The organism is Pseudoduganella violaceinigra DSM 15887 (assembly GCF_000425385.1).
Taxonomy (GTDB): domain Bacteria; phylum Pseudomonadota; class Gammaproteobacteria; order Burkholderiales; family Burkholderiaceae_D; genus Rugamonas; species Rugamonas violaceinigra.
Window position 1 is genome coordinate 39,227 of record NZ_AUDI01000023.1, and the last position, 23,712, is coordinate 62,938.

General features: G+C 63.6%; 22 protein-coding genes. 20 read left to right on the top strand and 2 right to left on the bottom strand.

The window, feature by feature from the left end; all coding sequences use genetic code 11:
* The first annotated feature begins 79 nt into the window (after positions 1-79).
* The 3 genes from H597_RS0115060 to H597_RS0115070 all read left to right on the top strand — a co-directional run bounded on the left by H597_RS0115060 (position 80) and on the right by H597_RS0115070 (position 2,461).
* Positions 80-676 carry an IMPACT family protein gene (locus H597_RS0115060; protein WP_028102876.1) on the top strand — a complete coding sequence of 199 codons (597 nt, stop codon included), beginning with the start codon at positions 80-82 and terminating at the stop codon, positions 674-676.
* A 67-nt stretch (positions 677-743) separates the two neighbouring features.
* Positions 744-1,664, top strand: coding sequence for a GGDEF domain-containing protein (locus H597_RS0115065; protein ID WP_051293819.1), 921 nt, complete (start codon positions 744-746; stop codon positions 1,662-1,664).
* A 59-nt stretch (positions 1,665-1,723) separates the two neighbouring features.
* The gene (locus H597_RS0115070; RefSeq protein WP_028102878.1) at positions 1,724-2,461 is read left to right on the top strand and encodes a hypothetical protein; all 738 of its coding nucleotides are present in this window, start codon (positions 1,724-1,726) and stop codon (positions 2,459-2,461) included.
* A 22-nt stretch (positions 2,462-2,483) separates the two neighbouring features.
* Here the strand turns inward: H597_RS0115070 and H597_RS31050 are convergent, their stop codons facing one another.
* Positions 2,484-4,121, bottom strand: coding sequence for a methyl-accepting chemotaxis protein (locus H597_RS31050; RefSeq protein WP_083941115.1), 1,638 nt, complete (start codon positions 4,119-4,121; stop codon positions 2,484-2,486).
* A gap of 105 nt (positions 4,122-4,226) precedes the next feature.
* Between H597_RS31050 and H597_RS0115080 the strand changes: the two genes are divergently transcribed.
* From H597_RS0115080 to H597_RS31060, 17 genes are all read left to right on the top strand, one after another.
* A complete protein-coding gene (locus tag H597_RS0115080) occupies positions 4,227-5,624 on the top strand; it encodes an L-cystine transporter (RefSeq protein WP_028102879.1) in 1,398 nt (465 codons plus the stop codon).
* Positions 5,625-5,635: 11 nt separating this feature from the next.
* Entirely contained in the window at positions 5,636-6,292 is a 657-nt protein-coding gene (locus tag H597_RS0115085) for a thiol:disulfide interchange protein DsbA/DsbL (protein ID WP_028102880.1), read from the top strand.
* A gap of 175 nt (positions 6,293-6,467) precedes the next feature.
* Positions 6,468-6,929: a hypothetical protein gene (locus H597_RS0115090; protein ID WP_154668123.1), complete on the top strand. Its 462-nt coding sequence runs from the start codon at positions 6,468-6,470 to the stop codon at positions 6,927-6,929.
* A gap of 80 nt (positions 6,930-7,009) precedes the next feature.
* Complete coding sequence (locus H597_RS0115095) at positions 7,010-7,465, top strand: hypothetical protein (RefSeq protein WP_154668124.1); 456 nt, start codon at positions 7,010-7,012, stop codon at positions 7,463-7,465.
* Positions 7,459-7,809: a hypothetical protein gene (locus H597_RS0115100; RefSeq protein WP_028102883.1), complete on the top strand. Its 351-nt coding sequence runs from the start codon at positions 7,459-7,461 to the stop codon at positions 7,807-7,809. The genes H597_RS0115095 and H597_RS0115100 overlap by 7 nt, the downstream gene beginning before the upstream one ends.
* A gap of 472 nt (positions 7,810-8,281) precedes the next feature.
* Positions 8,282-8,743, top strand: a complete 462-nt coding sequence (locus tag H597_RS0115110) for a GNAT family N-acetyltransferase (protein WP_028102885.1) — start codon at positions 8,282-8,284, stop codon at positions 8,741-8,743.
* 38 nt (positions 8,744-8,781) lie between these two features.
* Complete coding sequence (locus H597_RS31055) at positions 8,782-9,189, top strand: hypothetical protein (RefSeq protein WP_035374338.1); 408 nt, start codon at positions 8,782-8,784, stop codon at positions 9,187-9,189.
* Between the two features lie 111 nt (positions 9,190-9,300).
* Entirely contained in the window at positions 9,301-10,548 is a 1,248-nt protein-coding gene (locus H597_RS0115120) for an efflux RND transporter periplasmic adaptor subunit (RefSeq protein ID WP_028102887.1), read from the top strand.
* The gene (locus H597_RS0115125) at positions 10,545-11,207 is read left to right on the top strand and encodes an ABC transporter ATP-binding protein (protein WP_028102888.1); all 663 of its coding nucleotides are present in this window, start codon (positions 10,545-10,547) and stop codon (positions 11,205-11,207) included. The genes H597_RS0115120 and H597_RS0115125 overlap by 4 nt, the downstream gene beginning before the upstream one ends.
* 9 nt (positions 11,208-11,216) lie before the next feature.
* Positions 11,217-12,455: an ABC transporter permease gene (locus tag H597_RS0115130; protein WP_028102889.1), complete on the top strand. Its 1,239-nt coding sequence runs from the start codon at positions 11,217-11,219 to the stop codon at positions 12,453-12,455.
* Entirely contained in the window at positions 12,455-13,657 is a 1,203-nt protein-coding gene (locus H597_RS0115135; protein WP_028102890.1) for an ABC transporter permease, read from the top strand. Before H597_RS0115130 ends, H597_RS0115135 begins: the two co-directional genes overlap by 1 nt.
* Before the next feature lie 9 nt (positions 13,658-13,666).
* A complete protein-coding gene (locus H597_RS0115140; RefSeq protein ID WP_028102891.1) occupies positions 13,667-15,040 on the top strand; it encodes a sigma-54-dependent transcriptional regulator in 1,374 nt (457 codons plus the stop codon).
* Positions 15,037-16,341 carry a sensor histidine kinase gene (locus H597_RS0115145; RefSeq protein ID WP_028102892.1) on the top strand — a complete coding sequence of 435 codons (1,305 nt, stop codon included), beginning with the start codon at positions 15,037-15,039 and terminating at the stop codon, positions 16,339-16,341. The genes H597_RS0115140 and H597_RS0115145 overlap by 4 nt, the downstream gene beginning before the upstream one ends.
* Positions 16,342-16,512: 171 nt before the next feature.
* The gene (locus H597_RS0115150; protein ID WP_028102893.1) at positions 16,513-17,277 is read left to right on the top strand and encodes a histidine phosphatase family protein; all 765 of its coding nucleotides are present in this window, start codon (positions 16,513-16,515) and stop codon (positions 17,275-17,277) included.
* A complete protein-coding gene (locus H597_RS0115155) occupies positions 17,274-18,200 on the top strand; it encodes an NAD(P)H-hydrate dehydratase (protein WP_028102894.1) in 927 nt (308 codons plus the stop codon). The genes H597_RS0115150 and H597_RS0115155 overlap by 4 nt, the downstream gene beginning before the upstream one ends.
* Before the next feature lie 71 nt (positions 18,201-18,271).
* Positions 18,272-19,444 (top strand): hypothetical protein, encoded by a 1,173-nt coding sequence (locus tag H597_RS0115160; protein WP_028102895.1) that lies wholly within the window; start codon positions 18,272-18,274, stop codon positions 19,442-19,444.
* Between the two features lie 12 nt (positions 19,445-19,456).
* Positions 19,457-20,233, top strand: coding sequence for a ferritin-like domain-containing protein (locus H597_RS31060; protein WP_229632179.1), 777 nt, complete (start codon positions 19,457-19,459; stop codon positions 20,231-20,233).
* Between the two features lie 995 nt (positions 20,234-21,228).
* Here the strand turns inward: H597_RS31060 and H597_RS0115175 are convergent.
* Complete coding sequence (locus H597_RS0115175) at positions 21,229-23,529, bottom strand: isoamylase (protein ID WP_028102896.1); 2,301 nt, start codon at positions 23,527-23,529, stop codon at positions 21,229-21,231.
* Between the last annotated feature and the right edge of the window lie 183 nt (positions 23,530-23,712).

Consider the following 23,712-nt stretch of genomic DNA (forward strand, 5'->3'; position numbering starts at 1 on the left):
ATCAAGTTGAAAAAATCGCAACAGCATTGTAAGGCAAGGTGGCCGTGAACAGGCGGCAAACCTGTATCATGTTGGGCCCATGCCACAGACAATTATATCGCCCGCTACTAGCGAATTGCTCGTAAAGAAAAGCCGTTTCCTCGGTTTCGTGCATCCGGCCGCCGACCGCGCCGCAGCGCAAGCCATTGTTGCCACCCTGCGCGCCCGCCATCCGGACGCCGCCCATGTCTGCTGGGCCCTGCTGGCCGGCGGCCAGTCGGCGGCCGTCGACGACGGCGAACCGGGCGGCACCGCCGGGCGCCCCATGCTGGACGTGCTGCGCCACCAGGACCTGGAAGGCGTGCTGGCGGCCGTGGTGCGCTACTACGGCGGTATTAAACTGGGCGCCGGCGGCCTGGTCCGGGCGTATACCGATACCGTGGCCAAGGCCCTGCTTGCGGCGCAAAAAACTGCCATCGTGCGCTATACGGAACTGCACTGCAGCCTGCCCTATTCCCTGGAAGGCTTGCTGCGGCGCGTGCTGGCGGCGGCCGGGGCCAGCCTGGTGGGCGTTGCCCACGGCCAGCGGGTGTCGCTGGCCTTTCGCATTGCGGACAATGCAGCCGCCGCCCTGATCGCCCAGTTGAACGAGGCGGCCAGCGGGCAGCTTGAATGGCATGGGCCGAACCATGAATAGTTAAAAAACAAGTAGAAAATTATTAACAATTTTTGCGTTATTGCCGGGCAGTGGCTACTGTTGGAATATGCGTAAAGAAACATTGTTTTCAAGCAATCAACTGGCTTCCCTGCTGAATGCCCTGCCCGACCCCGCGTTCATCCTGACGCGCAGCGGCCGCTATCGGGCTATCCATGGCGGCGTCGACACCCGCTTTTACCACGACAGCTCACCCTTGATCGGCAAGACCATCCACGAAGTGATGGCGCCGGACCGGGCCGCCTGGTTCCAGCGCGAGATCGAAACGGCCCTGCGTGGCCGGGCCATGCACATTGTCGAATACAGCCTGACGCCAGGCGATATCCAGGGGCTGGCCATCAACGGCCTGAGCTGCCGCCTGTGGTTCGAGGGCCGCATCCAGGCCTTGGATTTCGCCGTGGACGGCGAAGACGCCGTGCTGTGGGTTGCCAGCAATATCACGGCGCGCAAGGAACTGGAAGTGCAGCTGCGCAGGCTGAGCGAGGTCGACGCGCTGTCCGGCCTGCTCAACCGCCGCAAGCTCATGCATTTGCTGGCCGAGCATTTCGACACGTTCGAGCGCTATGCCACGCCGATGGCCATGCTGATCTTCGATATCGACCATTTCAAGCGGGTCAACGATGCGCACGGCCACCTGGCGGGCGACATCGTGATCAAGACCACCGCCGACGTGTGCCGCCGCGAATTGCGCAACACCGATGCGCCGGCCCGCCTGGGCGGCGACGAATTCGTGGTCCTGATGCCACACACCAGCGGCGAACAGGCGGCGCCGATCGCCGAGCGCCTGCGCCAGCGCATCGCGGAATCCCTGCACGCCCTGGGGGCTGTCGGTGAAGGCGCCACCATCAGCGGCGGCCTGGCCGAATTCGGCGCCGCAGACGCATCCTGCGAAGACGTCCTGCAGCGGGGCGACGACGCCCTTTACCGGGCCAAGCGTTCCGGCCGCAACCGCATCGTCAGTATCGACTGAGGCTTGCCGGGTCTTGGCAAAAGGTTCAGAATTCCCCTAAAGCCCGAGGGAGGTTAGCGATGAACTCTTTACTGCAGTTCAAATCCGGCGACACCTGGCTGCTGCGCGGCCGTGGCGCCCGCGACAGACACCACCTGCTGGCGCCGGCCGCCGCGCCGCGCGCCGACGCCTTGCCCGTCTTCGGCCGATGGCGCACCATCGACACCCTTCCCATGCACCTACTGGAAAAGCTGCGCGCATCGCGTGCCAGCAACGCCTATGCGCGCCAACTGGACGAGCTGCAAGTGTCCCTGGGCCGCGCCGAAGTGCAACTGCGGCTGCTGACGGCGGCCCAGCCCTGGCAGGTGCCGGCCGCCGGCAAAGTGCTGGGCGGCGACGGTATGCTGGCCAGTTGGCGCCAGGCGGGAGACAGCGGCCCGCTGGCGCGCGAATTCGCCACCTACGCCTGCCATGTCTCCGCCTGCACCCGGCAACTGCAGCGCGCCCTGGCCAGTTTCGACATCCTGGCGCAGCAAGCGGCAGAGCCGCAGCGCCAAGCCGCCCTGTTGGCGCAGGCGGAGCGCCTGCTGGCCTGGGGCGATACCCTGGTCGAAGACGAAGTCGCGGACGAAGTCATGCTGCGCATCCAGGCCTATCCGGAACTGTACGAGGAGATGCTGAACGCAGCGGACGGTGGCAGCGACGAAGCGGCGGCCAGCCTGGAATCGCTGGGCGACGCGGACCTGTTACGGCTCGATTGGGCCGGCGGCCAGCGCGGCAAACTGCTGAAGGCCATGGCGCGTCTGCGCGCCGGCTGATCACCGGCGCGGCAAACCCCGCCTACGTGATCGCGGGCGGGCTGCTTGCCGTCAGCCGCCGCATCGGCGTCCGGCTCGCCGCGGTGCGCATCGCCACCTCGTAATGCCCTTGCAGCTTGAACACGCCCACCAGCTGGTCCAGGTGGGCGGCCTGCTGCTTCAGCGCCTCCGCCGCCGAGGCGGCTTCCTCCACCAGCGCCGCATTCTGCTGCGTCACGGTATCCATCTCCGTCACGGCGCGGTTGATCTGCTCGATGCCGGCGCTCTGTTCGTCGCCGGCGGCGGTGATCTCGCGCATGATCTGCGACACCCGCTGCACCGACATCACCACTTCATCCATCGTGCTGCCGGCGCGTTCCACCAGGGCGCTGCCCTGCTCCACCTGCTCGGCCGAACTGACGATCAAGCCCTTGATCTCCTTCGCCGCCGCCGCCGAGCGCTGGGCCAGCTGGCGCACTTCGGACGCCACCACGGCAAAGCCACGTCCTTGCTCGCCGGCGCGGGCCGCTTCGACCGCGGCGTTCAAGGCCAGGATATTGGTCTGGAAGGCGATGCCGTCGATCACGCCGATGATCTCGGAAATCCGGCGCGAGGAATCGCTGATCGAGCCCATGGTCTGCACCACCTGGCCCACCACGGCGCCGCCCTGCTGCGCCACGGCGGTGGCGGCCGCCGCCAGTTCATTGGCCTGGCGCGCGTTGCTGCCGCTTTCGCGCACAGCGCTGGTCAGCTCCTCCATCGAAGACGCGGTTTCCTCCAGGGCGCTGGCCTGCTGCTCGGTGCGCGAGGACAAGTCCATATTGCCGGCGGCGATCTGGGACGCCGCCGTATTGATGGTTTCCGTTCCCTGCCGCACTTCGGACACGATGCGCAGCAAGCTGTCGCGCATCACGCTCATGGCCTTCATCATGCTGGCCTCGTCGTCATGCCGGGTCTGCACCTGCACGGTCAGGTCGCCGGCGGCGATACGGCCGGCGATTTCGGCGGCAACATCGGGCTCGCCGCCAAGCTGGCCAAGCAAGCGGCGTGCGATCAGGGTGGCCGCGACAACGCCAGCCACCAGGGCCAGCACGCTCATGGACAACATCAGGGCGCGGGCCGAGTCATAATCCGCGGTGGCTGCCGCAGCGTCCTTTTCGTTGTGGCGGCGCTGCAGCTGGACATCCTCGTCCATCGCGTCCTGCCAGCGCTGGGTGACCGGTCCCGCCTTTTGCACCAGCAAGGCGGTCGCCTCGGCATCCTTCTGCTGCAAGGCCAGTTGCAGAACCTGATCGGTCAAGGGCCGCGCTTCCTGGCGCAAGGCGTCGATGCGGGCCCGGATCGCCTGGCCCTCCGCCGTCGACGGCAGGGCTGCCAGGGCCGCCCTGGCCTGGTCATAGGCCGCGCGTGCCGCCTGGATCTTGGGCAGTTCGCGCTGCATGGCCGCTTCGTCCGACAGCAGCACGATGGTGCGGCTGACGCGGGCAACGATGTGCACCGCTTCGGACATATCCTGAACATACGTCAGCTTGGCCACATTGAGCTTCACGACTTTTTCAAGCCGGGCATGGATGCGCTCCATATTGTAGATACCCAGTCCCGACACGCCGGCCATCAGCGCCAGCACCAGGCCAAAGCCCAGCGCCAGGCGGGTGCCCACCTTCATCGATTGCTTCGGCATGGCTATTCCTTTCGTAGCGACTCTGCAACCAAGGCACTGCAAATAGGCAAGACTACACCAATTCAATTAGAATCTGTCGATTCTAAAATTCAAGTTGCCGCCCACATGAACCTGCAAGTGATCCTTAACCTGGCCGTCGCGGCCATCGTCCTGGCCTTCCTCGTCATGCAACAGCGGCGCCATGCCAGCTTCACGGTGCGCGTGTTTTCTGCGCTGGGGCTGGGCGTGGCCCTGGGTGCCGGCCTGCAGGCGTTCTACGGCGCGGGCAGTGCGGAAGTCAAGCTGACCGGCGAATACCTCGATATCGTCGGCAACGGCTATGTCAAACTGCTGCAGATGATCGTGATGCCGCTGATTATGGTGTCCATCGTCTCGGCCATCCTCAAGCTGCGCAATGCCAGCTCGCTGGGCAAGATCAGCGCCCTCACCATCGGCACCCTGATGCTGACCACCACCGTGGCGGCGGCCATCGGCATCCTGATGGCCAAGCTGTTCGGCCTGAGCGCGGTGGGCCTGGCCTCGAACGCGGCGGAAGTGGCGCGCGGCGCCTACTTGCAAGGCAAGCTGGCCGACGCCCAGGCGCTGTCGCTGCCGAACATGCTGCTGTCCTTCATCCCGAGCAATCCCTTCCTCGACATGACCGGTGCGCGCAAGACCTCGACCATCGCCGTGGTGGTGTTCTCGGTCTTTATCGGCGTGGCCGCCATCGGCATTGCGGAAAAAAAGCCGGAACACTTCACCTCCTTCGATTATGCGGTGCATGTGGCGCACACCATCGTGATGCGCATGGTGACCCTGGTGCTGCGCCTGACGCCGTACGGCGTGTTCGCGCTGATGGCGCAGGTGGTGTCCAGCTCCAGCTATGCCGACATCCTGAACCTGATCGGCTTTGTGGTCGCCTCCTACTGCGCCCTGCTGCTGATGTTCGGCGTGCACCTGGCGATGGTGAGCGCCAGCGGCCTCAATCCGCTGCGCTATACGAAGAAGATCCTGCCGGTGCTGACCTTCGCCTTCACCTCGCGCACCAGCGCCGGTTCGATCCCGATGAGCGTGCAGACCCAGACCCAGCGCCTCGGCACGCCGGAAGGCATCGCCAATTTCGCCGCCTCCTTCGGCGCCACCATCGGCCAGAACGGCTGCGCCGGCATCTACCCTGCCATGCTGGCGGTCATGATTGCGCCCACTGTCGGCATTGATCCATTTACGGCATCGTTCCTGGTGCCCCTGCTGGCCATCATCACCGTCGGATCGGTCGGCGTGGCCGGCGTGGGCGGCGGCGCGACCTTTGCCGCCCTGATCGTGCTGTCGTCCATGAACCTGCCGGTGGCTTTGGCGGGCCTGCTGATTTCGATCGAACCGCTGATCGATATGGGCCGCACCGCCTTGAATGTCAGCGGCTCGATCGCCGCCGGCACCATCACCAGCCGCGTCATGGGCGAAACCAATATGTCGGCCTTCGCCAGCGAGCAGGAACTGCAGATCGATTCCCAAACCACCGTATAACTGGAGACCTTATGCGTCGTACCGCCTTGTCCCTGGTGCTGGCCGCGCTTTGCGCCGGCACCGCCATTGCATCCCCCACCAACCCGGTCGACGGCGCCGAGTTCCGCACCCTGCCCCAGGCGCAGCCGACCCAGAAAGTGGCGGGCAAGGTCGAAGTGATCGAATTTTTCATGTACCACTGCCCGGCATGCTATGCAGTGGAGGCGCCGATGACGGCCTGGGTTCAGAAAAACGCGGATAAAGTGAACTTCCGCCGCATCCACCTGTCCAGCGGTGATATGCGCGACTACGAAGCCCGCCTGTACGCGACGCTGGAGGCCTTGCAGTTGCAGGATTCAATGCATGAAAAAGTTCTGCAAGCCTGGCACCAGGAACGCCGCCGCCTGCGCAGCGATGCCGAAAACCTGGATTGGGCCCTGCGTAACGGGATCGACAAGGACAAGTTCCTGGCGGCTTACAACTCCTTCGGCGTAGGCATGCGTCTCAAAACGCTGGCGCGCCTGGCCGAAACCTATGGCGTCAACGGCACTCCGACCATCATCGTCAACGGCAAGTTTGTGACCGAACCGGGCATGGTGGCACAAGCCAACCACGACCTGGCGCGCGAAGCCGTCATTCCAGCCTCCTTCCAGGTGCTCGACGCACTGGTCGCGCGCGCGCGCCAGTAAGGCCGCAGCCTTGCAATCTCCGCCAGACCGCCCATTTCCGGCCGGTCCTGGCGCTCCATTCTGTGCCAGCCGCCCTTGCCGCCATTGCCCGCCGCTGCATTACACGTCATAATGAAATTTACCAAAACGTCAACACAACGTTTGTTTTCATTTGACCAAATCTGGAGAATCAGCGGTGCTCGCAAAGAAAATACTCGCTTCCCTCGCCATTTCGACGGCTGCCATGACGTCGATCCCTGCACATGCCGGGGTGTATGGCGATGACCTGGGCAAGTGCCTGGTCAAGTCCGCAACGCCGGAAGACAAACAACAACTAATGCAGTGGATCTTTTTCGCCATCGCCTTGAATCCGGAACTTAAGCAGTATTCCAGCATCACGCCGGAAAAGCGCGATGCCGCCGACAAGGCCATTGCCGGGGTTTTCTCCAAGCTGGTAGGGCAGTCCTGCACGGAGGAAGCCAAGCTGGTCATCCAATACGAGGGTCCGCTGGCATTCCGCACCGCCTTTGAACTTCTCGGAAAAATCGCGGCCAGCGAGCTTTTCTCAGCGCCTGAAGTAGCAGCAGGAACTTCGACTTTTACCAAATACCTGGATTCCGCCGAGCTTCAAAAGAAGCTGGGCCTGCCCAAGAAATAGGGTACAGCGCTGCGCGTCCCTGCTGAAATTGCTCCACCGGCCTATTGCCACGTCGATCACTGAAAAGGACAGCATCCACCGTGAAATTCATGTGCCCTGTTCTATTCGCCACCGCGGCATTGCTATTGAACGTCGAGGCCATCGCCGGCACGATCCGCTATGATGGCGTCTACGTCCACCAGGATTCCCTCACTGAACAAGCCGAAGGCGGGAACGAAAGCGAAGGCAAGCAACATTGCTATTACCTGCGCTTCTACCCGAAGGGCACCGTCATCTCTGTCACCAGCGATTGCGGGGAAAAGGCGATGGGAAGCATCAAAAAATGGTTCGAGGCGAGGAATGCCGGCCCGACGCATACCGGCCTGGCCAGAGGCATGCTGCGCGTCAAAGGCAAGCAGCTGAAATTCGCACTGCGGAGCAAGGAAGGCCTGGTCAGCTATTCCGGCAAGTTCGTCGGCGAGCGCATTGAACTCAAGTCGCACTCGCATATCAATGGTTTTAACGACAAGGCGACCTACGCTTTCACGCCATGGTAACGCAAGCACCGAAGAATGGCGATGCGGCGGACTTTAGCGATCAATGGAAAGCGGCCCGCGAGCGGATGGCCGATGGTGTCGAAGCGGTCCTATGTTTCGATGCCGGTTTTACCGGTGCCGAACTCTTCGGATACACATCGTTTGTGCTGGACGATGTCGTCTTGCCGGAATTCGAAAAAGCCGTAGGCCGCGAACTACCAAAGTCATGGTGTGTGATGACACTGGAATCGAACAGCAAAGTCGTCGTGCGATCCGGCCTTACTCGGGAAGGCGCCATGGCGCTCATCAAGCAGTTGAACGAGGAGAAAGGCGTGGGGGAGCACTGGATTCAACGAGATTTCTGATTTCCGGGGATGTCGACGTAGTTACCGGGCTACGCAAAGCAATCGCAATAATTTGGAAGGTATTAGTTTTGTTTATTATTTTTGGGTGGGTCAAAGAGACCAGGGAAGTGGGCACTGCGCTGGCCTGTCATTGTTATCGCTGCCAGAGACAGCGGACTTGGGAACATTGGAAAGAGACCGAGTGGGTGTCTTTCTTCACGATCAAAACGATCCCATTCCTGTCCAAATCTCACGCTGTGTGCAGGGGCTGCAGGGAGTCCATCAAGCTGAACCCAAATCAAGCCAGGTCAATCGGCATTCAAGGCAGCGCTCATCAACTGGCCAGCTTCGTTGAAGAGCATCAGCTGTCCGGGAAGAGCGAAGTTCAGCGCAACTACCTCCGTTCCCAGCGCGCTCAAAACGACTCGCGCGACTAATCGATGGAAATCACGTCAAATCGACGCAACTTACTCGTGGCCTGGAAAGGCGGCTGATGTACAAACAAATCTCCATCAGGCCCATTGAGCGAAGCGACTACCAAGGCTGGCGCCCGTTATGGGATGGGTATAACGCTTTCTATGGCCGCAGCGGCGCCACCGCGCTTGCAGAGGAAATCACGCAGGCGACGTGGGAGCGGTTTTTCGATCCGACCGAGCCGATTCACTCGCTGATCGCGGAAGATGCAAACGACGTGGTCGGATTGGTCCATTACGTCTTCCATCGCAGCACAACGCGTTTGCACGACGTGTGCTATCTGCAGGACCTGTTCACTGCCGAATGTGCCCGCGGCCAGGGCATTGGGCGGAAATTGATTGAAGCGGTGTTTGACGCTGCCCGCAAAAAAGGAAGCTCCCGAGTCTACTGGCAGACGCAAGCCACCAACCTGGCCGGCCGGGCCTTATACGACAAGGTCGCGCAGCATCGCGGCTATATCCTTTATTCGCACGAACTGTAACAAGCACTGCGGCGCCTTATGTCGTGCAGTCTTACCGTATGAAGACTCCCCCACTCAAATACTTCGAGAAGAAATGCGAACCCAGCGGATTTCCGCCGCAGGCAATTGAATCGCTCGAGATGTCGATCGCCTACTCCAGCACGCAGGATTTATTGAACGTCTTTCAGACGCTTGGCGTCAGAACGATCGTTCCGCAAGTGGGTCCGAGCGCAAGCGAGTGGGGACAGGAAAGTCCCCTCAACCTGATCGCAGGGCATTCAATCGAGCAGCCAGGGCATTGTGAAATATTTGGCGTCAAGATCGCGATCTGGTGCTCTAACGGGAGGATTACCGTTTCGGCCAGTCCCACGGCTTACGACGTAACAGAAGAGCATTACAGCAATGCGGCAATCATCGAGGCCAACATCGACAAACACGTCGCGCGTATCCGATCCGGCGAGTCCTAGACGACTGTCCGGAATCGAACACCCACTGTACGAGGCCGCGCATACCGCTGCCCTCCCGCCACGGAAAAATGCGGCTCCTGAGCATGGCACGGAGTTTGCAATACCCGTGTCATGGACCAAACCATCAACCCTTCCATCATCAAACGCCGCCGGCGCATTGCGCTGGCAGTGACCGGCGCCATCCTGTCGTTGGCCTGCGCCGCCGTGTGGGGCGTCAACCGCGCCGTGGCGCCCAGCGCGGACGCTGGTGAACTGAATATCGCCGAAGTACACCGGGGCAGCGTCGCCGATACCATCAGCGCCTCCGGCATTGTGGTTCCCGTGCACGAAGAGCAGGTGCCAAGCCCGATCCCGACCCGCATCGCCAAAGTCCACGCCCGTCCCGGCCAGCAGGTGGCCGCCGGCGCCCTACTGCTGGAACTGGATAACCAGTCCGTCAAGCTGGAACTGGAACGTTTGAAGGAGCAGCTGGCGCAGCAGGATAACCGCATCCAGACCTTGCGCCTGGAGCAGGAGCAAAAGCGCAAGCAGCTGGCCAGCGGCATTGAACTGCTGCAGCTGGACCTACAATCGACGCGCGCCAAGCTGCAACGTTCGCAAACCCTGCGCCTGCACGGCGGCGTATCGGCGGAAGACCTGCTGACCGCAGAACTGAATGTGAAACGCAATGAAATCCAGCTGCGCCAGCAGCAGGAGCAGATCGACGACGTGCGCCGCTCGACCGCCAGCAATATCGAAGGCGCCCAGCTGCAGCAAAGCATCCTGCGCAAGCAGCTCGCGCAGCAGGAGGAGCTGCTGGCCCGCACCCAGGTGCGCGCCCCATTCGCGGGCATGCTGACCTGGCTGCTGCAGGACGAAGGCGCGGCCGTTGCCGCCGGCCAGTTGGTGGCGCGCGTCACAGACCTGCACAACTACCGGGTCGAAGCCACTCTGTCCGATTTCCATTCGCGCCGGGTCGAACCAGGCCAGCAGGTGCTGGTCGAACAAGGCTCGCTGGAGCTGCAAGGCAAAGTCCACACCATCCTGCCGGAAATCCAGGATGGCACCGTCAAGCTGCTGGTCACGCTGGAGCAGCCGAACCACCCGCAGCTACGCAATAAGTTGCGGGTGGACGCCAATATCGTCGCCGCGCGCAAGGAAGGCGCACTGGTCGTGGCGCGCGGTCCCGCCTTCAATGGCCGCGGCCAGCAAGCCGCCTTCGTGGTCGATGGCGGCACGGCCCGCAAGGCCATGCTCGACATCGGCGCCAGCGACGGCAAACAGATTGAGATCCTTGGCGGTGCACGCGCCGGCGACCGCATCGTCATTTCCGACACCACCCGCTTCAAAGACTACGACTCCTTCAGGATCGCAAAATGATTAAACTCGAAAAAATCAGCAAAACCTACCATACCGACAAAATTCAGACCCTGGCTCTGAAAAACATCGACCTCCACGTCAAGAAGTCGGAATTCGTCTGCATCATGGGCCCCAGCGGTTGCGGCAAGAGCACGCTGCTCAATATTATCGGCCTGCTGGACCGGCCCGGCGCCGGGGCGATCCATGTCGGCGGCCAGGCCGTGCAATCGTACAAGGACAAGCATGTGGCACGGCTGCGCAACGACACCTTCGGCTTCATCTTCCAGAGCTTCCATCTGATCAACGACCTGCGCGTCATCGACAATGTGGAACTGCCCCTGCTCTATCGCCGCATGCCGGGCAGCGAGCGGCGCGAACGCGCCCGCGCCGCGCTTGAGAAAGTCGGCCTGGGCGCCCGCATGGAACACTACCCGAACCAGCTTTCGGGCGGCCAGCAGCAGCGCGTGGCGATCGCGCGCGCCATGGTCGGCCAGCCCGAAATCCTGCTGGCCGACGAACCAACCGGAAACCTGGACAGCAAGATGGGCGCGGAAGTGATGAATATCCTGCTCAAGCTGAACGAGGAAGGCACCACCGTGGTGATGGTGACCCACGACGAGAACGAGGCCCGCCGCGCCCACCGCATCGTGCGCGTGTTCGACGGCCAACTGGTGGCGTAAAGGACTGCCATGCTGAAAAACTATATGCGTATGGCGTGGAATGTGGCCCGGCGCCGCAAGCTGTTCACCGCCATCAACCTGGCCTGCATCGTCATCACCCTGGTGGTGCTGCTGGTGGTCACCGCGCTGCTGCAGGAAGCCTTCTATCCGGTCGGCGTGGAGCACCGCAGCAGCCGTTTCGTCGAAGTCTATGTCATCGATGCGACCAATACGAAAGGCACTTCGACCAGCACCAGCCCGCTCGGCTACAAGGTGATCGAGAAATATCTGAAACCGCTTTCCGGACTGGAGGCCGTATCCGCGGTGTCCGGCGTCCAGACCGCATCCGTCATCAAGGATGGCAATATCATCGCGGTCCAGACGCGCCACGTCGATGCCGAATACTGGCGCATTCTCGACTTCAAGCTGCTGGCCGGACGTCTGCCCAGCACCGACGACGACGAGCAAGGCCGCATGGTCACCGTGCTGGCGCGACCGATGGCGCTCAAGCTGTTCGGCGACGCCGCACCGCTCGGCCGCAAGGTCGAATCCGGCGGCCAGACCTTTACCGTGATCGGCGTGGTGGAGCCGGCCCTGGCGCTGAATGCCTACGCCGATATGTGGATGCCGATCACCACCTATCCAAGCACCCAGTACCAGCACCAGATGACCGGCAATTTCTTTGCCCTGCTGCTTGCCCGCAGCCCGGACGACTTGCCGGGCATCCGCCAGCGTGTTGCGCAAGTCGCCAAGGAGATCCGCTTCAAGGACAAGCTCGAATACGACATTGTCTACTTATGGGCCGACAGCAAGCTGGATATTTTCGCGCGCACTTTGACCAGCAGCCGCGAACTGGATTCAGGCAGCGGCAAGGTGGTGGCCGTCATCGCCGGCGTGATGATCCTGTTCATGCTGCTGCCGGCGCTGAACCTGGTGAATCTCAATATGGGCCGGATTCTCGAACGCAGCACCGAAATCGGCGTGCGCAAGGCCTTCGGCGCCAGCAACGGCCAGCTGGTCATGCAGCTGGTGCTGGAAAATGTGCTCCTGTGCCTGGCCGGCGGCCTGTTTGCCTTGCTGGGCGCGCAAGGCGTGCTGCTCTGGCTGGAGGCTTACGGCCCCATGCCTTACCTGAAAGTCAGCCTGAACCTCGCCGTCTTCGGCTGGGGCTTGCTGTTGACCATAGTCTTTGGCGTGCTTTCCGGCGTGATCCCCGCCTGGAAAATGGCCCGCCTCGATCCTGTATATGCTTTGAAAGGAGCCGCGTAATGCTGGGCCATTTATTGAAACTGACATGGAAGCGCAAGGGCCGCTACCTGATGCTGAGCGTTGAGATCCTGCTGGCCTTCATGCTCGTCTTTGCGGTGATCGCCACCAGCACGCGCTACTGGCAGGTGCAGCGCATGACGCTTGGCTTCCAATACGACAATGTCTGGGCGGTCGAAATGCTGCCGCCGGAAGGGCGCGACGCCCAGCTGAACGGCCCGGCGCAGGCGCGTATGCTGCAGTCGCTGCATGCACTGCCGCAGGTGGAGCAGGCAGCGGTAGCGCCCTTCCCGCTGTTCCAGAACTCCAGCATGCGCACCTCGTTCGCGCTGCCGGGCGAGAAGCGGTTTATCCAGTCGGACTGGCTTGAAGTAAGCGACCAGTTCTGGCCCACCCTGGGCATGACGCTGGTGGCCGGCCGCTGGCCTTCGGAGCAGGACGAAGGCGCCAAAGTCATCCCCGCTGTGCTGAACCAGCGCATGGTCAATGAACTGTTTGGCGGCAAGGCGCCGCTTGGCCAGGAAATCATCGTGGAGGACTCGAATCCGAAGGAGCCCGAGCGCTATCGCGTGGTGGGCGTGATCGAAGATTTTCGCAACCGCGGCGACTTTATGGCGCCCCGCAATTTCGTGATCAGCCGCCATTCGCTGGTGTCCGGCGAACGGCCCTTGTTGACCATCCTGGTCCGCACCGCAGCGGGCACGCCGCGCGCATTCGAAGCCGATTTGCAGCGCCAGCTCAAGCTGGTGCGCAACGACTGGGACTACCGCATCGCGCCGCTGGCCGAATTGCGCAGCAGCCAGCTGGCGGAAACGCTGATCCCGCTGAAGATACTGGCGGTGATCGCCGGCTTCCTGCTGCTGATGGTGTGTTTTGGCCTGTTCGGCGTGTTGTGGCAGAACACCACGCGCCGCATCCCGGAAATCGGCCTGCGGCGCGCGCTGGGCGCCACCGCCGGCAGCATCTACCAGCAGATCGTGGCCGAGCAGATGCTGCTGTCCACCCTGGCCATGCTGGGCGGACTGGCCTTGCTGGTGCAGCTGCCCTTGACCGGGGTGCTGGGCGAATCGCTCAATTGGCGGGTATTTGGCGGCGCCACAGTCCTTTCAATGGGCGTTATCTATCTGATATCCTTGCTATGCGCGCTGTATCCGGGCTGGCGTGCCAGCCGGCTCCATCCCGCCGCTGCCCTGCACCACGAATAATAGGAAGACATGCGCCGTATCCTGATTGTTGACGACGACAGCGCCGTACAAGTTTCGCTGCAACTGCTGCTGAAGCAGGCGGGCTATGAAGCCCGCTGCTGCGACGAGCCGCAGCAAGCCTTGCAGGCGCTGGCCGCGGGCCCATTCGACCTGATCCTGCAGGACATGAATTTCTCCCTGCGGACCAGCGGCGAAGAAGGTCTGGCACTGCTGGCGGCTGTCCGCGCCGCCCACCCTGCCCTGCCGGTGCTGCTGATGACGGCCTGGGGATCGATCGCACTGGCCGTGAAAGGCATGCAGGCCGGCGCCGCCAACTTCTTCACCAAACCATGGGACAACGCCCAGTTGCTGGAACTGGTGCGCACCACGCTGGCGGCCGTCCCGCAGCAAGGCAACGACGGACCAACGCGGGCCGACCTGGACCGCCAGTTCGACTTTACCGGGATCATCGGCGAGCACCCCAAACTGCTGCGCGTGCTGGCCACCATCGGCCAGGTGGCGGCCACCCGCGCACCGGTGCTGATCCTGGGCGAAAGCGGCTGCGGCAAGGAACTGGTGGCCGACGCCATCCACCGCAACAGCCCGCGCGCCGCGCTGGCGCCGGTGAAAATCAATATGGGCGCGGTCACCCCCAGCCTGTTCGAAAGCGAAATGTTCGGCCACGTCAAAGGCGCCTTCACCGACGCGCGCAGCGACCGGCGCGGCCACTTCGCCACAGCCAACGGCAGCACCCTGTTCCTCGACGAGATCGGCGAACTGCAGCGGCCCGACCAGGTCAAGCTGCTGCGCGTGCTGCAGGACCAGACCTTCACCCCGGTCGGCGCCAGCCGCAGCGAACAGGCCGACGTGCGCGTGGTATCGGCCACCAACCGCGAACTGGCGGAAATGGTGGCCGACGGCAGCTTCCGCGAAGACCTGTTCTACCGGCTCAACCTGATCACCATCCGCCTGCCGGCCCTGCGCGAGCGGCGCAGCGACATCCCGCTGCTGGCGCGCCACATTCTCGGCACGCTGGCGCACAACTACGGCCTGCCGCCGGCCAGCGTCACACCGGCCGCGATGGAATGGCTGGTGGCGCAGCAGTGGCCCGGCAATATCCGCCAACTGCGCCAAACGCTGGAGCGCACCATGCTGCTGGCAGGCCGCCCGCTGCTCGACAAACCCGACTTCATCGGCGCCAGCGCCCATGAGGAAGGCGGCAGCCAGCGCCTCGGCGTGGACGGCATGACGCTGGACCAGGTCGAACGCCTGATGATCGGCAAAGCCATGGAACAGCACCAGGGCAATATCACACGCGTCGCCACCGCGCTCGGCCTGTCGCGCGCCGCGCTGTACCGGCGCCTGGAACGGCACGGGATGGGCAGCGCCCCGGCCGGCGAATGAAGCGCCTGCGCGTCCAGCTGTTCGCCTACCTGTTCGCCCTGCACGCGCTGCTGTTCGTGCTGGTGTTCCTGCTGCTGCGCGAGCAGCCCTGGCTGTTCATCGGCCTGGAAGTCCTGCTGGCCGCCAGCTTCGTCCTGGGCTTGCGGCTGCAGCGGCGCGCACTCGAGCCGCTCGGCTACACCCAGCACCTGCGCGAACTGCTGCAAGACCAGGACTACGCCGCCCGCCTGCGCAGCAGCGGCGGCAGCGAATTGGACCAGCTGGTTGGCCAATTCAACGCCCTGCTCGACACCCTGCACGCGGAACGCCTGCGCATCGGCGAACAGCAAGGCTTCCTCGACCGCCTGCTGGAAGCGACGCCAAGCGCCGTCATCGTCTTCGACTTCGACGGCCGCATCTCCCTGCTCAACCCCAGCGCCCAGGCCCTGCGCCACCGCGAACAGCTGTTGCAGCAACTGGAGAGCCTGCCCGACGGCGCCAGCACCATGCTGTCCGACCCGGACGGGCGGCGCTACCGCGGCCAGCGCGGCCACTTCTACGACCGCGGCTTCGCGCGCCGCTTCCTGCTGCTGGAAGAACTCACGGAAGAACTGCAAAGCTCCGAACGTGCCACCTACGAAAAACTGGTGCGCGTGCTAGGCCACGAAGTCAACAACACCGTGGCCGCCACCGGCTCCGTGCTCGAATCGCTGCTGTACTACCGGCGCCAGCTGGCCGCCGCCGACGGCGAAGACTTCGCCACCGCGATCGGCGCGGTCAAGCGCCGCAACGCCAGCCTGGGCGAATTCATCGAACGCTTCACCCACGTCGCCAAGCTGCCCGCCCCCGAACTGCGGCCCTGCGCCGTGCAGGACGTGGTGGAAGACATCCTCTACCTGTACCGGGAACCATGCCGCAGCCGCGGCATCCGCATCGGCTGGCGCCACCGCGACCAGGCCGGCCCGCTGCCGATGGACCGCCAACTGATCGAACAAGCGCTGCAAAACCTGGTCAAGAACGCCATGGAAGCAGCCGACGCCACCCAGCAGGAACGGGGCGGCCAAGCGGCGGTCGAGCTGGAGCTGGTGCGCGAGGCCGGCGGCATGCGCCTGTCCGTGATCGACTCCGGCGCGCGCCTGGCGGAAGTACCGGCCAGCCAGCTGTTCACCCCCTTCTTCAGCACCAAGAAAGGCGGCCAGGGAATCGGCCTGCTGCTGGTCCGCGAAGTACTGCTGCGGCACGGCTTCGCCCACCGCCTCGCCCCCAACGCCGCTGGCGAAACCAGCTTCGACATCTGGCTGCCCCACCACCCCGCCAGCTAATGCATGGGCCTGTAGCAACCTTGGGGTCAGGCTCTTTGGTTGCCAAGTTTGGCAACCAAAGAGCCTGACCCCAAGGTTGCTACGGACTCGGCCGAGGGGCCGGGGATCGTGTGCCGCCCGCTGCGCGCTTCGCTTACCATGGGTTTTTGACTGTCCGCCGAAAGGTATGCGATGGAGCAAAAATGGCCGCAACAGGTCTGGCTCGTGCGTCACGGCCAGAGTGCCGGCAACGTGGCGCGCGATGCGGCCACCGCCGCCAATCAGTTGCTGATTGATATTGCCGAGCGCGATGTCGACGTCCCCTTGTCCGAGCTGGGCATGCGCCAGGCCGACGCGCTGGCGCAGTGGTTCGCCGCCCTGCCCCCCGGCAGTCAGCCCAATGTCGTACTGTATTCGCCCTATTTGCGCGCCCGCGCCACGGCGCAGGCGGTGCTGCAATGCCTGGGGCCGGAGGATATGCTGGCCGTGGTCGCCGACGAACGCCTGCGCGAGAAGGAATTCGGCGTCACCGACCGTCTGACCACGCTGGGCATCGCGCAAAAATATCCCGAGCTGGCGGAGCAGCGCAAGCATGTCGGCAAGTTCTACTTCCGTCCCCCCGGCGGTGAAAGCTGGTGCGATGTGATCCTGCGCCTGCGCAGCGTGCTCGACACCGTCACCCGCGAGTACCGCCGTGAGCGCGTGCTGATCATCGGCCACCAGGTCATCGTCAACTGCTTCCGCTATCTGTTCGAGCGCTTGGATGAGGAGACCATCCTGGCCATCGACCGCGCCGCCGACGTGCCGAATTGCGGTGTCACGTCCTACCAATTCGACCCGCAAGTCGGCAAGCGCGGCAAGCTGGTATTGGAGCTGGAAAACTTCGTGGCGCCATTGAAGGAGCGCGGCACGCCCGTCACCGACAAGCCGGACGTCCCGTCCGCGCCGAAACCATGAGCGGCGCCGCCCCCCTCGAGCTGGGCCCGGCCCTGCTGCACTGCTGGCCCTTGCCGCAGCCGGGCATCGACGGCGACAAGGAAAAGCGCGGCCACGTGCTGGTGGTGGCGGGATCGGCGGAAATGCCGGGCGCCGCCATCCTGGCCGGCGAGGCGGCCTTGCGCGCCGGCGCCGGCAAGCTGACCATTGCCACCGCCGCCAGCATCGCGCCGCTGGTGGGCGTGGCGATTCCCGAAGCGCGCGTAATCGGGCTGGCCGAGACCGCCGCGCACGGCTTCCAGTCCGATAGCGCGCGCCGCCTGGCGGAGGTGGCGGGCAAAGCCGACGCCCTGCTGGCCGGCCCCGGCATGCAGGACGAAGGCAGTTGCGTGGAGCTGGTGCATCACTTGCTGCAACGTTGCAGCGGTATTCCCGTCCTGCTCGATGCCACCGCCATGTGCGCCGTGCACCCGCGCGGCGAACCGCATCTGCTGGACGACGCCGTCGACTGGGAGCATTTCCGATTCGGCACGCCGGTCCTGCTGACGCCGCACGCCGGCGAGCTGGCGCGCCTGACCGGCGGGGTGCGCCGCAATATCGAACAGGAGCCGCACGGCGCGGCGCAGGCGGCGGCCGAGCGCTGGAATGCCGTGGTCGCGCTGAAAGGCGCCACCACCGTGCTGGCGGCGCCGGGCGGCACGCTATGGCAACACCAGGGCGGCAATGCCGGCCTGGGCATTTCCGGCTCGGGCGACGTCCTGGCCGGCATCATCGCCGGCCTGCTGGCCCGCGGCGCTTCGCTTGAACAGGCCGCGGCCTGGGGCGTGGTGCTGCACGGCCAGGCTGGCGAACAACTGGCGCTGCGCTGCGGCCCCCTGGGGTATCTGGCGCGCGAACTGGCAGCGGAGATTCCTGCACTGCTGCGCATCCTGGCTTCGGCCTGAACCATTCCCGGCTGGCGCCAAGGCCGCCGAGGATTGCTTTTACCCTGAACATTCAATTCGCGGGAGCAACAATGGCTTTCTCACTGTACGATTCGCAAGGCACGCCGCCCGGCCAGCAGCGTTTTACCTGGCGCGAGCTGGTCCAGCCCACTGTCAGCAAACTCGATGACGATGCTTTCACCCGCGTGCGCATTATCCTGATGAACGGGATCGAAACCGAGGCGCTGCGCTTTGGCCATGCCGCCGCGCGTGTCAACGCGGGGCTGCGCCTGCCGCTGGCGCAGGTCCGCCGCAGCGAGCATCACCAGGCCACCATGATCAATTGGCTGCTGGGCGCTGACCACTCCCCGCTGGAGACCACCATCGCCTACGAGCAGGTAGCGATCGAGGTCACGGCGGCGCTGGCGCAGAACGAACCCGACCCCTACCTGGCGCAGGTCTTCCGCTTCGGACTGCTGGAAGACTTCGACCACCTGTACCGCTACGCCGCGTTGCTGGACCGCCTGGAAGGCAAGGACGCCAACAACATCCTGCAGTGCTACACCGACATCCTGCCCGGGCGCCCCACTGCGGTCGAGCACCGTGCCCCAGAGGACGACCTGCGCCAGCCCTATGCAAGGCAAACCGCCGATCCGCTCAGCAAGCTACACGTGCTGACGCTGGCCGGCAGCGAATACCAGACCCACGATTACTACATGACCATCGGTCCCCAGTTCGCCGACCCGGTGGCGCGCCAGCTGTATGCCGAAATCGCCTCGATCGAAGAACAGCATGTGACGCAATACTCGTCCCTGATGGATCCTGGGGAAAGCTGGCTGGAACAGTGGCTGCTGCATGAAGCGAATGAGGTCTATAACTATTACAGCTGTCTGCAGCAGGAAACCAACGAACAGGTGCGCGCCGTCTGGGAGCGCTTCCTGGACTATGAGCTCGGCCACTTCCACCTGGTGGAGGCCCTGTTCAAGGAGATCGAACAGCGCGATCCGGCCGAGGTCTTGCCGGCCGTCCTGCCGGCCCCGATCGAATTCAGGAGTCACCGCGAATTTGTGCGCAGCACCCTGGCGCAGGAGGCGGACTTGCGGGCCAATGGCAACCGGATTGTGGCGCGGGACCAGGACAGCCGCCTGTCGCAAGAGTATCGCGACCATATGAACAGCGAGGGTTCGCCAAGCAGTACGGTGGCGCGCGGCTATGTGTGGGTGCCGGGTACCGAACTCAATCGCATGCCGGCGCGCTTGCACTGAAAGGAGAACTCCATGACAGAACATATGGGCATGAATCGCACCGGCCTGCAGATGTCCCCGCTCGATAGCCAGGCCATGCAGCAATACGCCGGTCCCCTGCCGGCCCCCAGTACGGAAGCCGATGCGCTGGCTTTGACGCGGGCCGACTATGCCGCGCACGCACCGGCCCTCGGTTCGGTACCGCTGCCCGGCTCAATCAAGGGCGCAATGTTGGCCGCTGGCGCCATGCTGACCGGCGACCGGCCGGAAATACTGCTCGACAAATTGGCGGAACGCCTGGCCTTCGAGCGTGGCGGCACGCGCCTGTACGACGCGCTTCTGGACAAGTGCCAGGCGCTGGACACCACTCACACTAGCATCACGGAGGCCGAAATACGGCGCATGCGGAACGATGAGGCGCACCATTTCCTCCAGATCGGACAGGCAATCGAAGAGCTGGGCGGCGATCCCACATGCCAGACGCCGAGCGCTGACCTGGTGGGGATGGAGACGCTGGGGCTGGTGCAGGTGCTGAGCGATCCGCGTACATCGATCAGTCAGGCGTTGCACGCCATCCTGACAGCAGAACTTTCCGACCAGGCGGGCTGGGAGGCCTTGATCGCCCTGGCGGAAGCACAAGACCAGCCGGAGCTGGCACAAATGGGCAGCATCGCCCTGGCGCAGGAACGGGACCATGTGCAGATGATCAGTACCTGGTACCGGGAATCACTGGGACTGGCCGGGCCCGGCCAGGTTGGCGCTGCCGATCGCGGGACCAATATTCAATCGCAAGGAAAGGAAATCCAATGAAGACCATGAGCAAAGCATGCGCCCTGTTGCTGGGCGCCTTCCTGGCAACCGGCATCTCCGGGTGCAAAAACAGGACGGACGATACGACCCCGGCGCCGGTGACGACGCCCGACACCTCAACTACCAGGCCTGCGGCAACGCCGACCACGCCGCCATCCGATACGACAAACGCTCAACCTGGCGGGACCACCACACCAGGCACCGGCGGCACAGGTGGCACCGGTGGAACAAGCGGTACCGGTGGTACGAGCGGGACCCCAGGCACCGGTGGCACGGGGACAGGAGGCACGGGGACAAGCGGCACGGGGACCGGCGGTACTGGTACTGGCGGTACGGGGACCGGTGGCACAAGTGGCACTGGCGGCACAAGTGGCACTGGTGGCACCAGCGGCACTGGCGGTACCGGTGGCACGAGCGGCACGAGCGGCACAGGTGGCACTGGCACGGGCACTAGCGGTACAGGTGGCAGCAGCGGTACTAGCGGTACCCAAGGTACAACAGGGTCGGGCCACACAACAACAACCGTTCCCGACCGGACGGACACCAAAGACACGCAGCGCGACCGCCGCCCGACTTATTGAACCGGAGGGCTGTCATGCAGATGATGACTTATGCGCGCGCACTGCTTCTGGGTGCTCTGCTCGCGGGCGGACTGCCTGGCTGCAATAAGCAGAGCGCGGAAAGCCCGGCTACGCCACCGACCGGGACGTCTTCGGGCACAACGCCCGCGACGGGCGGGACGGGTCAGAGCACCAGCGCCGGCAATGCCTCGGCCGGCACCACCGGAGGCACAGCGGCAACGCAAGGCGGGCAGCCAACAGCGCCGGCCAGCAACGCCACCCCGGGTCAAAGCCCGGCCACTACCCCGGGAACCTCCACTCCACCGACTGGAAAACAGCCTGCCCAATAACATGCCCACGTTCGGGGACAGGAAGAAAGCACGATATTTCGCAAGAAATGTCCACTTTCCTTCCTGACCCCACGGTGGTCAAAAGTTACTTGGCGATCAGCAGCAGCAAGCCACGTCCGCACACGCCATAAGCAAAGTTCTCGCCGCCGATAAGGTCTTCGGCGCCAGGCGCACGCACTTGGCTGCTTCCTTCGGCCCAGGTGCAAGTGTTGGTCACGCGGTACCAGCTTTTGCCATTGCCCGGCCACGGCAGCGTGAAGTTCACATTGCCGCTCCACCCGTTGTAAGCAATATAGATTGCCGAGGCGCTGTCGCCGAACTCAGACCCGTCGATGCGCCAACCGATGGCGTGGTTGTTGCTGTCGTTGAAGTAGGCTGCATCGGCCACCGAACCATCCGGCTTGAACCAGCGCAGCTGCTCCATCACGTTGCCATTGCCGTCTGCCGAGGAATAAAAATTCGCAGGCCGCAACGCCGGATGCGCCTTGCGGAAGGCGACCAGTCCCTTGGTGAATGCCTGGAAGTTGGATTGGTCGCTGTTCCAGCCCCAGTTCTGCCAGGTGGCGGTGGAGTCGAGGTTATAGGGATTGTTGTTGCAGTTGATGCTGCGCAGCGACTCGTCGCCGCCCACCATCATCGGTACGCCTCCCGACAGCAGCATCAGCGCCATGCCGTTACGCGCCGCCTTGCGCTGGTCGCTCGCTACGCCACCCTGGTCCCAGCTGTTGTTATTGTCTTCGCCGCCGTCGCTCGGGCCGTAGGGCCAGGCCTGGCTGTTGTTCTTCGAATTGCAACCATACAGGTCCTTGAGCGTAAAGCCGTCGTGGGCGGTGATGAAGTTCACCGAGTGCCACGGCTTGCGTCCATCGTCGCCATACAGGTCGCTGGAGCCGGCCAAGCGCGTCGCCAGCGTACCCGGCGTGACGGCCGCCTGCCCCATCTTGTTCTGGTCCTGGCGGATCGCATCGCGATAGAGTCCGTTCCACTCCGCCCAGCCGGCCGGGAAGCCGCCCACCTGGTAGGAGTTGCCGCCGATGGCCCATGGTTCGGCGATGTGGTCCACACCACTGCCGCCGCCGGCCGGGCGCGGCGGCAATTCAGCGACAATGCGGTTTAGCGCATTGCCGCCATCCATTTTGTCGAAGTTGTAGCAGCCATGCTGGCAGGTGTTGCCCAACACCGAGGCCAGGTCGTAACGGAATCCGTCCACGCCCAGCTTGTCGCGCCAGTACGCGAGCGAATCGACGATCAGATTCTGCGCCACCGTGTTGCGCGTGTTGTAGTTGCCGCCTACGCCGGTGTTGTCCCAGGAATTCTGGAAGTCGCCGGTCAGCGAATAATAGGTCGGGTTATCCAGCCCGCGCATGCCATACAGGTTGTAGGTGGTCTTGTCGCCCGCGGTCCACTGGCCGCCCTCACCCGTGTGGTTGTACACCACGTCGATGTAGACTTTGATGCCGTTATCGTGGAAGGCCTTGACCATCTCCTTGAATTCGCGGGTCGAGCCGCCGGCAGACTTGTCATAGCTGTAGCGGCGGTCCGGCGCGAAATAGTTCAGGGTCATATAGCCCCAGTAGTTGTCGCCCGTATCGGAATTCGGGTCGGCATCGTTGGTGTCGTTCTGCGTTTCCTGCACCGGCAGGAATTCGACCGCGGTGACGCCCAGGCCGGCCAGGTATGGCGCTTTCAGCCCTGCCCCCTTGTAGGTGCCCCGATAAGCGGCCGTGATGCCGGCATCGTTTTTGGTCAGGCCGCGCACATGGGCTTCGTACACGATGTCGTCCTTGAAGGCGCGCGTGGGCTTGGTGCCGATCGATTGCGTATCGCCTTGCAGGACGATGCCTTTCGGTGCGCTGCTGCCGCTGTCGATATTGCGGTACAGGGCGCCGCTGGCGTAGATCGTCCCGTTGCCCATGGCGGCCGTGGTAGGGTCGTGGCTGATCTCCAGCGCGTACGGGTCGGTCAGCAGCTTGTTCGGGTTGAAGCGGTTGCCGCTGGCGTCGACGTCGGCGATGAAGCCGGTGGCCGAGCCCTTGCTCCAGCCGGCGCTGTACGGCCAATTCGGGCCCCATGCACGGTAGCCGTAGTAGACGGTGCCGGTAATGCCATAAGCGGCCAGTTGGGCGCTGGTGAGGTTCAGGCTCCATACCCCGCCAGCGCCGAGTGTCATCGGCAGGCTGGCCTTTTCCTGCTGGCCGGTAGCGGCGTTGTACAGGTACAAGTCGATACGGGTGGCGCGGCTCGAGTAAACCTTGAAGTTGATGCTGGACTTGGTGGCGTCATAGGCGGCACCGAGCTTGCTGGCATTGATAGCGGCATGGATGGCCGGGCTGCCAAACAAGGCGCAGCCAAGCATCGCCACCCCGAGGGCACGGCGAACTTTCATGTATGTCTCCTTTGTGATTATGTATTTTTGCTACTTGATAGCGAGACGATTCTGCACTTTAGCTTTGGTTAACTCAATCCGAATTCAATTGTATTGATGTAATTCCACTACAAAAATCAGGTAAGCAGGACGCCGCCACACTCGAATGCCGAGTTAACAAAACGTCACACGGGGATCGCATAA